Here is a 12,362-nt window from a genome sequence, read left to right on the forward strand (position 1 = left end):
GACTGGTGCCCCTGGCAGGCGCTGCAGGGACTCGAACCCCGTCGACCTGCTGGTGCCCCTGGAGGGACTCGAACCCCCAACCGTTTCCTTAGGACGGAACTGCTCTTCCATTGAGCTACAGAGGCTGGCCCGTCCACTCTAGCGGCGGAACGGCTCCAGGAAGGTCGTCAGCTCGTCGACGTACAGCGCCGGTTGCTCGAACGGCGCGAAGTGCCCGCCGCGCGGCATCATCCGGTACGACACCAGGTTCGTCGTCCGCTCCAGCCACGCCCGCGGCGGCTCCACCAGGTCGCCGGGGAACAGCGAGAACCCGGAGGGCACCTCGACCCGTCGGGCCGACTGCTCCGGCGGGATCGCAGCGTTCGCGTGGTACATCCGCATCGCCGAGCCGATCGTGCCGGTGGCCCAGTACTCGGTCAGCAGCGCGAGTACCTCGTCCTGCGTGTAGACGGACCACAGGTCGCCGTCGCAGTCACTCCACGACCGGAGCTTCTCGACGATCCACGCGGCGAGCCCGGCGGGTGAGTCGTTCAGGCCGACCGCGGCGGTCTGCGGCTTGGTGCGGTGCATCATCGCGTAGGCGCCCTCGGCGTCGCGCCAGCGGGCGGTCGCGGCGACGAACCCGCGTTCCTCCGGCGACAACGTGTCGAGATCGATGCCGGGCCAGGCCAGCCCGCCGTCGATGCGGTGCACGGCGACCACCCGGTCGGCGTGGTCGAGCGCGAGGTAGCGGGCGACGTGCGTGCCGATGTCCCCGCCGGCGACGGCGAAGCGTTCGTAGCCGAGCTCGGTCATCAGCTCGGCCCACATGCCGGCGACCGCTCGGGCGTCGATGGGCTGCGGCGGGGCGTCGGAGAACCCGTACCCGGGCATGTCCGGCACGATCACGTCGAAGCCGGCCTCGACGAGCATCGGCAGGACCTTGCGGTACCGCCACCCGGAGTCCGGCCAGCCGTGCGCGAGCAGGAGCGGCAGCGCGTCGGGCGTGCCCGCTCGGGCGTGCAGCACGTGGATCCCGGTGCCGTCGATCGTAGGCCGTCGGCTGGGCAGTGCGGCGAGCGCCGCTCGGTGCGCGTCGAAGTCGAAGCCGTCGGCCCAGTACTCGATGAGCGACCGGAGCTCGTCGACGTCCGCCCCGAGGGACCAGCCAGCGCCGGCGGGTGCGTCCGGCCAGCGCGTGGCCCGCAGTCGCGCGCGGAGGTCCTCGATGGTCGCGTCGTCGATCTGCGGTGTCTCGCCCATGCCCGCGACGCTACTCAGCGGGACCGACACGTGGACGGCGGTCACCGCCCCCGAGCCCGCGTCAGCAGCAGTCGCAGGCGTCGGCCGCGCGCTCGCCGGTCAGGGCGGCGACCGGCTGCTTGCAGGCATCGCCCCGCCAGGCCTCGAGCCCCTCGCGCACCGCGAACACGACGACCACCAGGCCGGCCACCGGATCAGCCCACGACCAGCCGAACAGCGTGTTCAGGAGCAGCCCGACCAGCACCGCGGCGGACAGGTAGCTGCACACCAGGGTCTGCTTGGAGTCCGCGACCGCCGAGGCCGAACCGAGCTCCTTGCCGGCACGACGTTCGAGCAGGCTGAGGAACGGCATCACGGCCAGGCTGACCGCCGCCAGCACGATCCCGACGGTGCTGTGCTCCGGCTCGCGCAGCCCGGTCAGGGTCAACACCGCGTCGACACTGACGTACAGCGCCAGTGCGAAGAACGACACCGCGATGACCTTCAGTGCGACGCGCTCCCGCGCCTCGGGGTCCGGCCCGGCGAACTGCCACGCGACGGCAGCAGCGGACAGGACCTCGACGACGGAGTCGAGACCGAACCCGATCAGGGCGGTCGACGATGCCACCGAACCGGCTGCGATCGCGATGACGGCCTCGATGACGTTGTACGTGATCGTCGCGGCGACGATCCACCGGATCCGTCGCTGCAGCACCCGTCGACGATCGGGCACGACCGGAGCCATCACCCCGGTCATGCGCCGGGTCCGCAGCAGAGCGGGACGTCGCAGTCCTCGTCGGTGCACGCATCACCGTCGTCGCTGGCGAGCACGACCTCGAGGAGCGAGCGGATCGCAGCCCCGAGGTGCGGGTCGGCGATCTCGTAGCGGGTGGAGCGCCCCTCGGGCACCGCGACGACGATGCCGCATCCGCGCAGGCAGGCGAGGTGGTTCGAGACGTTCGAGCGGGTGAGCCCCAGGTCGGTCGCGAGCCGGCCCGGGTAGACCGGCGCTTCGAGCATCTCGAGCAGGATCCGGGAGCGCGTCCGATCCGCCATCGCCCGGCCGAGCCGGTGCATGACGTCGAGCCGCGGGGCTATGGTCAGCATGCGCTGACCATACAGCGTTCACTGACCTGTTGCGAGCGAACGGCGGACGGGAGGCCCGTGGCGGCCCCGCCACGTGCCTCCCGTCCGCTACGCGGCGACCAGGTACTCGTCCCACTCCGCCTGCGGACGCTCGATACCGCGCACGACCCACGACGAGCCGTGCGGGATCTTCGGACGGAAACGCAGCCGCCACCCCATCTCCTGCGGGGTGCGGTCACCCTTCTCGTTGTTGCACGCCAGGCAGCAGGCCACGAGGTTCTCCCACGAGTCCTGCCCACCACGCGACTTCGGCTGCACGTGGTCGATCGTCGTCGCGTGCCGGTCGCAGTACGCGCACCGGTTGGCGTCGCGGCGCAGGACCCCGCGGCGCGACACCGGCACGAGTCTCGAGTGCGGGATGCGCACGTACCGGGTGAGGATGATGACGGACGGCCGATCGAAGCTCGAGGTCGACCCGGTGACCGGGTGCTCGAGGTCGGCTGCGACGACGGAGGCCTTCTGGTTCATGACCAGCACGAGGGCTCGTCGGAACGAGATCACCGCGAGGGGCTCGTAACCGGCGTTGAGGACGAGAGTGCGCATTGGTTCCCTTCCGACGTGCCTGGACGGCTTCCAGGCGCTGCGGGTGCGTCGGACCGGGGTCCTTCGCAGGTGACCGTCGCTCGCGCACACGTCCCCTGAACCACGAAGAGCACCACCCGGATGGGCAGTGCTCTGGTCATGCAGGGGCGTGCTCGTGCACGCAGGCGGTGGTCGACCGTATGTCGATGCGCGCGCGCCGACCCATGGTGCGGGTCGTGCGGAACAACGACATGGGGTCTCCCTGCTCGGGGCCTTGCGGACCGGTGCAGCGCCAGGCTACGTCAGAAACCGGCCCGGCACGAGGGTGCACGGGCCGGTTTCGGCGATGTTCACGGGTTCGATGCCCCGCGGTCGGGTCTGATGCCTCAGATGCCGAAGCGGACGATGTGGTAGTCGCTGGTCCAGATCGGACGGATCGACACGGAGCCACCGGGCTTCGGGGCGTCCATGATCATGCCGTTGCCCATGTAGAAGCCGTCGTGCGCCTCGTTGTTGAAGATGACGACGTCGCCGGGCTGCGCCTCTGACTCGGGGATCGTGGTGCCGGCCTGGTCCTGCAGCGGCACCGAGTGCGCGAGGTTGATGCCGTACTGGGCGTAGACGAACATGACGTAGCCCGAGCAGTCGAAGCCGGACGGGTCGGCGCCGCCGAAGACGTACGGGGTGCCGATGTACTGCTTGGCGGTGGCGACCACGGCCGGCAGCGAGAACGGGGTGTCCGCGGCGCTGGAGCTGGCCACGTAGTCGGCGGCGGACGGGCCGGTGTACGAGGCGTACTGCTCGGCGGTCTGGGCACGCGCCGCCTGCGTGGCCGATGCTGCCTGCTCGGCCTGCTCAGCGGCTGCCTCGGTCGCTTCGGCCTGGTCGGCTGCAGCCTGCTTGGCCGCTGCGCGTGCGTCGAGCGTCGCGGTCGACGTGGCGCCGTAGCCGTCGCGGCTCGTGCCGGCCAGTGCGACGGCGTCGGACACCGAGAACTCCTGGCTCTCCGTCGCACGGACCTGGCGCTGCGCGTTCGCCGCCTCGGTGCCGGTGGAGGTCTGCGCGGCGAAGGCCGGCGCGACCGCCACGGTGCCGAACATGCCGGCGGCGACCGTCAGGACGATGGGGGCGAGGAACTTGCGCTTGCGCGACGACGAGCTCGCCTTGGCAGCGGTCGCGGTGGCTGCGGCCTGTGCGGCACGACGGCCGCCGGGGAGCGGGGCGGAGCGGACCGGGACGACCTTGCGTGTCGGTCGCGGCTCGGCCTGGCGGACGGACCGCCGGGTGAGCGGTGCGTCGGTGGCGTTCTCGGTGTTCGTCGGGTTGGCGGGCGTCTGGTCGTCCGCGGCGGAACCGGTCTGCGTCAAGGGTGTGGTCTCCGGCGTCTCGTCATCACGCTGCCGTGGGTGTCCGGCGACGTGCAACCCCATCCGTTCGTCATCGTTTCCGATCGAGGCAGGAGACGGGTTCGAGACGTCCTGCCACGGGTCTCCGGCTCAGGCGCAGCGCGGGGACTCGACGAGTGTACGGGGCCGTCGTTACCTTGTCGAGATGAAACGGGCCGTTTGTAACGAAACGGTAAAGAAGCCCTGGTCAGGGCCGTGAAATCAGTCCCGCTCGATGTACACGTGCTGCGCGACCTCGACGGGGAGCTCGATACCCGAGTCCTCACCCTCGACGCGGACGGCGACGTAGGCCCCGGCGCGCTGCACGCTCGCCAGACGACCGGGCATGACGCCGGCCGTGCGGAGCTGGTGCAGGAGCTCGGGCTCGAACTGCACGGGCTCGCCCAGACGACGGATCACACCGGTCGCGACGGCGTCGGTGCCCTCGGTCGCGGCGACGATGTTCTGCACGCCGTCGAGGAACCCCGCGGCCGCGGGGCCGCCGATCTCGGCCAGGCCGGGGATCGGGTTGCCGTAGGGCGACTCGGTCGGGTTGCCGAGCATCTCGAGCAGGCGGACCTCGACCTGCTCGCTCATGACGTGTTCCCACCGGCAGGCCTCGTCGTGGACGAACGCCCAGTCGAGTCCGATGACGTCGGCCAGCAGGCGCTCCGCTAGACGGTGCTTGCGCATGACGTGGGTGGCCCGGGAGCGCCCTTCGTCGGTGAGCTCGAGGTGGCGGTCGCCGGAGACGACGACCAGGCCGTCGCGCTCCATGCGGGCGATGGTCTGCGAGACCGTCGGGCCCGAGTGGCCGAGGCGCTCCGAGATGCGAGCGCGCAGCGGAACGATCGCCTCCTCCTCCAAGTCGAGGATGGTGCGAAGGTACATCTCCGTGGTGTCGACGAGATCGGTCACGGTCCGCCTCTCATGTCTGGGCCCAGCGGCCACCACCCTACTTGTTCGGACCGACGAACTCCGACCGACACTTGCACGGGGCAAGAAGAGGGCCGTGGCCACAGCGCTCCAGGCCTCCCCGTCCGGCCGGTACAGGCGCACCAGCACTGGGATCGCGCTCGGTAGGATCGGTGCATGGCAGACATCGTCATCCCCGCCGAACTCCTCCCCACCGACGGCCGCTTCGGCTGCGGACCGTCCAAGATCCGCGGCGCGCAGCTCGAGTCCCTCGTGACGCGCGGGGCCACGATCCTCGGCACGTCCCACCGCCAGAAGCCCGTGAAGGACCTGGTCGGCAGCGTCCGCTCCGGGCTCGCCGACCTGTTCCAGGTCCCCGAGGGCTACGAGGTCGTCCTCGGCAACGGCGGCTCGACCGCGTTCTGGGACGCCGCCGCGTTCGGCCTCATCGAGCGCCGCGCAGAGAACCTGTCCTTCGGCGAGTTCGGGTCGAAGTTCGCCAAGGCCGCCGGCGCCCCGTGGCTCGAGGCACCGCACGTCGTCGAGGCCCCCGGCGGATCGCTCGCCGCGCTCGAGCCCGTCGACGGCGTCGACGTCTACGCCTACCCGCACAACGAGACCTCGACCGGCGTCATGGCCCCGGTCGTCCGCGCCGCCGGTGACGCCGGAGCACTGACGGTCGTCGACGCCACGAGCGCCGCCGGTGGTGCCGCGTTCGACGTGGACGCCGCCGACGTCTACTACTTCGCCCCGCAGAAGAACTTCGCCTCCGACGGCGGCCTGTGGCTCGCGCTGTTCTCCCCCACCGCGATCGAGCGCGTCGAGCGCATCGCAGCGAGCGGTCGGTACATCCCCGAGTTCCTGTCGCTCAAGAACGCCGTCGACAACTCGCGCCTGAACCAGACGCTGAACACCCCGGCGATCTCGACGCTGCTGCTGCTCGACGACCAGGTCCGGTGGATCAACGAGTCGGGCGGCCTGGCCTGGGCGGACACCCGCACCAAGACCTCGTCGTCGACGCTGTACGACTGGGCCGAGTCGGTCGACTACGCGACGCCGTTCGTGACCGACCCCGCAGCCCGCTCGCAGGTCGTCGCCACGATCGACCTCGACGACTCGATCGACGCCAAGGCCGTCGCCGCGACCCTGCGCGCGAACGGCATCGTCGACACCGAGCCGTACCGGAAGCTCGGGCGCAACCAGCTGCGCGTCGCGACGTTCACCGCGATCGACCCGGACGACGTCGCGAAGCTCGTGCAGGCGATCGACTTCACGGTCGACGCCCTGCGCTGACCCGTCCGTCGCGCGGCGGGCCAGCGCCGGCGACGAACACCACGGAAACGACGAAGCACCACGGGATCCCGTGGTGCTTCGTCGTTGTTCGGGTGCGTGTCAGGAGCGGTGGAAGTCCGGGTCGACCTCACCGGCATCGAGCTGGGCGCCGTCGAGGTCGGCGTCCGGGTCGACGGGCTGCACGCGCTGTGCGCGACGACGGCGAGGGGGCTGCGGGGCGTCGTCGACGTCCTCGTCAGCGGTGTCGGCGAGCGCGTCGACGTCCACACCATCGATGTCGTCGTCGTCCGGTTCGTCGAGGTCGTCCTCGTCCGCTTCGAACTCGGAGTCCTCGTCGTCCTCGTCGTCATCCGACTCGTCGTCGGCTTCGTCGTCGTCCGAGTCGTCGTAGTCGGCGTCCTCGTCCGACTCGTCATCGAAGTCGTCGTCGTCCTCGTCATCCGACTCGTCGTCGTCGCCCTCGTCGTCGGACTCCTCGTCCGACTCGTGGTCCTGCGCCGCCCGGTACTCGGCCAGTCGCTCGGACCACGGCACCCACTCCGGCGCGACGAGCGAGCCGTCGCCGGGCATCAGCTCGACCTCGAGCACGGTGGGGTCCTCGTCGCCGACCTTCGCGACGCTGACGGTCCAGCGCCAGCCGGGGTAGCCCGGCATGCGGTTCGCGAACAGGACGGAGACGACGCCGTCGCCCTCGTCCACGGTGCCGACGGGCGCGCCGATGCTCGACTCGGGGGTCACCTCGAGCAGCGCGGTCCGCGCCAGGTCTGTGTAGTCAACGGGTACTGCGTCGCTGTCTGTCATGGCGTCACGCCTCCAACTGGTCTGCGACGTGCCGCAGGATGGCGGCGAGTCGATCGCCGTTCTTCGGGTAGCGGCCGTGGCGGAGGTCTCCGCTGATCCGATCGAGTTCCTTCACCAGGTCCTCGACGATCACGATCACGGCCATGTCGTCTGCGGAGCGACGGGTCATCCGGGACAACGACGGCTGCGGGTCGAGGAGCCGCACGGACAGTGCCTGCGACCCCTTCTTCCCCTGCACGACGCCGTACTCGAGCCGGGATCCCGCCTTCACGGTCACGACGCCGTCGGGCAGCGAGGACGCGTGCAGGAACACCTGGTCGCCGTCGTCTCCGGTGATGAAGCCGAAGCCCTTGTCGTCGTCGTAGAACTTGACCTTGCCGGTGGGCATGCGTGGACTCCTCGAGGTCGTGGTACGGCCGTGGTGCGTCGGATATCCTGGGTCGATGGCCAATCCGACCCGATCAACCGGGAACCCGCAGGATTCCGCAGAACCCCCGGTGACGTTCAATCGTACCGAACGCGCTCTGGCGTTCATGGTCGGTGGCATCTTCATCGCTGCGTTCCTCTGCATGGCGGCGATGATCGTCATGTGGCTGACGGTCCCGAGCGCGCAGGGCTCCATGCCGTGGCCGGTGATCATGGCGATCCCGCTCGTCGGTTTCCCGATCGGCATGGTCCTGGTCTTCACGCTCCTCGCCATCACTTGGACGCGCCGCGCACGAGCCAACCGGACGGCTCGCTGACGTCCGCCCCGGACGCTGGCACCGGACGATGACGACCACCGCCGACCTGGCCGCCCGACTCCGGGCGTTGCCGGACGACTCCCTCGAACGACTCGTCGCTGCGCGGAGCCTGCCCCCGGCCGCCCTCGGCGAGACCGGTCCGCAACGGATCACCGACTTCTTCGACCTGGCCGAGGCGCTCCGCACCGACGACGCGGTCGACGCCGCCGTCGAGCACCTGCCCCGCGCCACGATCCTGGCGCTCCGCGACGGCGGGGACGCCGACCGCCTCGGTCCGGCGATCACGCTCGGCCTGGCGGACGAGGACGGCGCCGTCGACGACGCGGTCGCCGCACGCGTGGCCGCCCACCCCGACCTCGTGGCACTGCGATCGACGGGAGGCCCGGATCGCCCCGACCGCGCCGCCCACGCCGACGACGTGGCCGGCCAGGACCGCGCGCGCACCACCGGCGCGGAGCAGGCGTTCTCGAGCATGACCGTGCTCGCCGAGCTGCTGCGTGCGGTGGACGCCGGCACCGTCCGCGAACTCGTCAAGGGCGGCATCGGCACGCCGCTCGCGAAGACCCTGGCCGAGCGCATCGGCACCGACGCCGACGTCGTGCCCGGCCGCCTCGCACTGCTCGACCGGGTCGGGTTCGCCGACCCGGGCTCCGGCCGGTGGACGGTCACCGACGCCGGACAGGACTGGCTCGTCGCCGGCTGGCCGGACCGCTGGGCGACGCTCGTGTCGGCCTGGGCGGACACCCTCGGCCCCGCGGTGCACGAGGTCCTCGCACTCGCCGACGACGACCTGCGCGACCTCGTGGCACTCGGCCGCTGGGCGTACCCGGCGGGCTCCCGCTGGCTCGACGCCGTGCTGCTCGAGGCGGCCGGCACCACCGCGTCGCTCGGACTCGCGGTCGACGGCATCGTCACGAGCACCGGCCGAGCACTGCTGGACGGTGACGCCAGGCCTGCAGCGGACGACCTGCCCGGCACCGTCAGCCAGGTGTACCTGCAGCACGACCTGACGGTGATCGCCCCCGGGCCCCTCGCCCCGGTCGACGACGCCGCTCTGCGCACGGTCGCCGTGCTCGAGGCACCCGGTCTGGCCGCCCGCTACCGCATCTCCGAGGACACCCTGCGCACGGCGTTCCGTGCCGGGCACTCCCGTGACGACGTCCTGGCGCTGCTCACCCGGCTGTCGTCGACCGGCGTCCCGCAGCCCCTCGCCTACCTGGTCGACCAGGTCGCCGGACGCGACGGCAGCATCGTCGTCGACCGCGGCGAGGGCGGGGTCGGCACCGTCGTCCGCGGCACCGCGGACCAGCTCGACCTGATCGGTGTCGACGCCGAACTCCGGCAGATGGCGTGGGAGCGCAGCGACCTGACGACGCTCACCACCCGCTACCCGGCGCACGTCGTGCACACCGCGCTCGAGGACCAGCGCTACCCGGCCGTGCTCGCGACCGGCGCCCGCCCCGAGACGCACCACGGGCCTCCCGGTCGGCGCAGCCCCACCGGACGCTCGCCGGAGCAGGCGGCGCACGCACTCGTGGAACGGCTCCGCCTGACCACCCAGCGCGGCGACGCCGAACCGGAGCAGGAGTGGCTCGGGCGGCAGATCGACCTGGCCGTGCGCGGTCGCACGCCGATCCGGCTGACGGTGCGGATGCCGGACGGCTCCGAACGGCCGTTCTCGATCATCCCGACCTCGGTCGCCGCCGGACGCGTCCGAGGGCGCGACACCAGCGTCGACGTCGAGCGCACGCTGCCGCTGTCGCTCGTCGTGGCGGTCGAGAGCGACGCCTGAGGTGCACGGTCACCCGAACGCAGGTGACGACGGCTAGGCTGGCAGGTCATGAACGGACCGCTGATCGTGCAGAGCGACCGCACCGTGCTCCTCGAGGTCGCACACCCCGACGCCGAGGACGCACGCCACGAGCTCGCGGCCTTCGCCGAACTCGAACGCGCCCCCGAGCACGTGCACACCTACCGCATCACCCGCCTCGGCCTGTGGAACGCACGGGCCGCCGGACACGACGCCGAGGCGATGATCGCCACCCTCGAGCGCTTCGCCAAGTTCCCGGTGCCGCAGAGCGTCACCGTGGACATCCGCGACACGGTGTCCCGCTACGGCCGACTCGTCATCCGGCGTGAGGAACGCGAGGACGCCCCGGTCATCGCGAACTCCCCCACCGAGGAACTCGAGCGCCTGCCCGTCCTGCTCCTGACCGCCGAGGACCCGTCCGTGCTGGCCGAGGTCATCCGGTCGAAGCGGATCAAGCCACTGCTCGGCGACATGCGGACGCCTTCCGAGGTCGAGCTGCAGCCGTGGGCACGCGGGCAGATCAAGCAGGAACTCGTGAAGCTCGGCTGGCCGGCCGAGGACCTGGCGGGCTACACCCCCGGGCAGCCGCACCCGATCGACCTCGACACGGCCGAGTGGCACATGCGCCCGTACCAGGAGCAGGCCGTCGACACCTTCTTCGCGCAGGGGTCCGGTGTCGTCGTGCTGCCCTGTGGCGCCGGCAAGACCCTGGTCGGCGCCGGGGCGATGGCAACCGTCAAGGCGACCACGCTCATCCTCGTGACGAACACCGTGTCCGCACGGCAGTGGCGCAGCGAGCTCCTCAAGCGCACGACCCTGAAGGCCGAGGACATCGGCGAGTACTCGGGCAGCGTCAAGGAGATCCGGCCGGTCACGATCGCGACCTACCAGATCCTCACGGCCCGCCGGAAGGGCGAGTACACGCACCTTTCGTTGCTCGACGCCCTCGACTGGGGCCTCATCGTCTACGACGAGGTCCACCTGCTGCCGGCCCCGGTGTTCAAGCTGACCGCCGACCTGCAGGCCCGCCGACGCCTGGGCCTGACCGCGACGCTCGTGCGCGAGGACGGCCGCGAGGGCGACGTGTTCTCGCTCATCGGCCCGAAGCGCTACGACGCTCCGTGGAAGGAGATCGAGGCCCAGGGCTACATCTCCCCGGCCGAGTGCTACGAGGTGCGCATCGACCTGCCGCACCAGGAGCGCCTGGAGTACGCGGCCTCGAGCGACGACGAACGGTACCGGCTCGCCGCCACCTCGCCCGCGAAGACCCCGGTCGTCCGCGAGCTCATCGAGAAGCACCGCGGCGAGCAGATCCTGGTGATCGGGCAGTACATCGACCAGCTCGACGCACTGGCCTCGTCCCTCGACGCAGCCGAGATCACCGGTGCGACGCCCGTCGACGAGCGCGAGCGGCTGTACGACGCGTTCCGAGCCGGCGAGGTGGACGTGCTCGTCGTGTCGAAGGTCGCGAACTTCTCCATCGACCTGCCCGACGCCACCGTCGCGATCCAGGTCTCCGGGTCGTTCGGGTCACGACAAGAAGAAGCGCAGCGCCTCGGTCGACTGCTCCGCCCGAACAAGGACGGCCTGCCCGCGTCGTTCTACACGCTCGTGGCGCGGGACACCGTCGACCAGGACTTCGCGCAGAACCGGCAGCGGTTCCTCGCCGAGCAGGGGTACTCCTACACGATCCTGGATGCCGACCAGGTCCAGGCGCCCGTGGGCTGACGTACGCACCGCTCTCAGGAAACCATTAGGGAACGGTCAGAAGATAGGACCATGAGCGATGGCCCCAAGATCCTGATCGTCGACGACGAGCCGAACATCCGCGACCTCCTGACGACCTCGTTGCGCTTCGCCGGGTTCGCCGTGCGTGCCGTCGGCAACGGCGCACAGGCGATCTCGGCCGTGCTCGAGGAAGAACCCGACCTGATCATCCTCGACGTGATGCTCCCCGACATGAACGGCTTCGGCGTCACCAAGCGCCTGCGGTCGTCCGGGTACACCTCGCCGATCCTGTTCCTCACCGCGAAGGACGACACCGAGGACAAGATCACCGGCCTCACCGTCGGCGGCGACGACTACGTCACCAAGCCGTTCTCGCTCGACGAGATCGTCGCTCGCATCAAGGCCATCCTCCGTCGCACCATGAACGACGAGGAAGACGCGATCATCCGCGCCGGCGAGCTCACCATGGACCAGGACACGCACGAGGTCACGATCGGTGACGCGCAGATCGAGCTCTCCCCAACCGAGTTCAAGCTGCTCCGCTACCTGATGCTCAACCCGAACCGCGTGCTGTCGAAGGCGCAGATCCTCGACCACGTCTGGGAGTACGACTTCAACGGCGACGCCGGCATCGTCGAGAGCTACATCTCGTACCTGCGTCGCAAGCTCGACCAGTACTCGGCCGAGCCGATCATCCAGACCAAGCGCGGCTTCGGGTACATGCTCAAGGCGTCCAAGGCCTCGTAGCACCTCCGTTCTTCACGGCGGTCGTCCGGTTTCACCGGGCGGCCGCTGTCT

General features: G+C 70.6%; 13 protein-coding genes and 1 tRNA gene. 5 read left to right on the forward strand and 9 right to left on the reverse strand.

Features of this window, described 5'->3' with window-relative positions:
- Positions 1-50: 50 nt before the first annotated feature.
- From ITJ69_RS16170 to ITJ69_RS16200, 7 genes are all read right to left on the reverse strand, one after another.
- Positions 51-125 (reverse strand) — tRNA-Arg (locus tag ITJ69_RS16170).
- Positions 126-138: 13 nt separating this feature from the next.
- Complete coding sequence (locus ITJ69_RS16175; RefSeq protein ID WP_194673332.1) at positions 139-1,242, reverse strand: epoxide hydrolase family protein; 1,104 nt, start codon at positions 1,240-1,242, stop codon at positions 139-141.
- Between the two features lie 61 nt (positions 1,243-1,303).
- Complete coding sequence (locus tag ITJ69_RS16180) at positions 1,304-1,978, reverse strand: cation diffusion facilitator family transporter (protein ID WP_194673333.1); 675 nt, start codon at positions 1,976-1,978, stop codon at positions 1,304-1,306.
- A complete protein-coding gene (gene cmtR, locus ITJ69_RS16185) occupies positions 1,975-2,328 on the reverse strand; it encodes a Cd(II)/Pb(II)-sensing metalloregulatory transcriptional regulator CmtR (protein ID WP_194673334.1) in 354 nt (117 codons plus the stop codon). Before cmtR ends, ITJ69_RS16180 begins: the two co-directional genes overlap by 4 nt.
- Before the next feature lie 87 nt (positions 2,329-2,415).
- Positions 2,416-2,910 (reverse strand): HNH endonuclease, encoded by a 495-nt coding sequence (locus ITJ69_RS16190; protein WP_111085210.1) that lies wholly within the window; start codon positions 2,908-2,910, stop codon positions 2,416-2,418.
- Between the two features lie 365 nt (positions 2,911-3,275).
- The gene (locus tag ITJ69_RS21030) at positions 3,276-4,319 is read right to left on the reverse strand and encodes a C40 family peptidase (protein WP_194673335.1); all 1,044 of its coding nucleotides are present in this window, start codon (positions 4,317-4,319) and stop codon (positions 3,276-3,278) included.
- 177 nt (positions 4,320-4,496) lie between these two features.
- Positions 4,497-5,192 (reverse strand): metal-dependent transcriptional regulator, encoded by a 696-nt coding sequence (locus ITJ69_RS16200; protein WP_111085212.1) that lies wholly within the window; start codon positions 5,190-5,192, stop codon positions 4,497-4,499.
- A gap of 174 nt (positions 5,193-5,366) precedes the next feature.
- Here ITJ69_RS16200 and serC point away from each other — a divergent pair, with 174 nt between their 5' ends.
- Positions 5,367-6,482, forward strand: coding sequence for a phosphoserine transaminase (serC, locus tag ITJ69_RS16205; protein ID WP_131921907.1), 1,116 nt, complete (start codon positions 5,367-5,369; stop codon positions 6,480-6,482).
- Positions 6,483-6,581: 99 nt separating this feature from the next.
- Here serC and ITJ69_RS16210 read toward each other — a convergent pair whose 3' ends face one another.
- Both ITJ69_RS16210 and ITJ69_RS16215 read right to left on the reverse strand, forming a co-directional pair.
- Entirely contained in the window at positions 6,582-7,283 is a 702-nt protein-coding gene (locus ITJ69_RS16210; RefSeq protein WP_194673336.1) for a DUF3027 domain-containing protein, read from the reverse strand.
- A gap of 4 nt (positions 7,284-7,287) precedes the next feature.
- Positions 7,288-7,671, reverse strand: a complete 384-nt coding sequence (locus ITJ69_RS16215; RefSeq protein WP_194673337.1) for a cold-shock protein — start codon at positions 7,669-7,671, stop codon at positions 7,288-7,290.
- Positions 7,672-7,780: 109 nt separating this feature from the next.
- Here ITJ69_RS16215 and ITJ69_RS16220 point away from each other — a divergent pair, with 109 nt between their 5' ends.
- The 4 genes from ITJ69_RS16220 to ITJ69_RS16235 are packed head-to-tail and all read left to right on the forward strand — an operon-like array spanning position 7,781 to position 12,311.
- Positions 7,781-8,026 carry a hypothetical protein gene (locus tag ITJ69_RS16220; protein ID WP_123340886.1) on the forward strand — a complete coding sequence of 82 codons (246 nt, stop codon included), beginning with the start codon at positions 7,781-7,783 and terminating at the stop codon, positions 8,024-8,026.
- 28 nt (positions 8,027-8,054) lie between these two features.
- Positions 8,055-9,818: a helicase-associated domain-containing protein gene (locus tag ITJ69_RS16225; RefSeq protein ID WP_194673338.1), complete on the forward strand. Its 1,764-nt coding sequence runs from the start codon at positions 8,055-8,057 to the stop codon at positions 9,816-9,818.
- 48 nt (positions 9,819-9,866) lie between these two features.
- Positions 9,867-11,564, forward strand: coding sequence for a DNA repair helicase XPB (locus ITJ69_RS16230; protein WP_133938840.1), 1,698 nt, complete (start codon positions 9,867-9,869; stop codon positions 11,562-11,564).
- A gap of 51 nt (positions 11,565-11,615) precedes the next feature.
- Complete coding sequence (locus ITJ69_RS16235) at positions 11,616-12,311, forward strand: response regulator transcription factor (protein ID WP_017888045.1); 696 nt, start codon at positions 11,616-11,618, stop codon at positions 12,309-12,311.
- The last annotated feature ends 51 nt before the right edge of the window (positions 12,312-12,362 follow it).

The sequence above is a fragment of the Curtobacterium sp. VKM Ac-2887 genome, from assembly GCF_015350935.1.
Lineage (GTDB): Bacteria > Actinomycetota > Actinomycetes > Actinomycetales > Microbacteriaceae > Curtobacterium.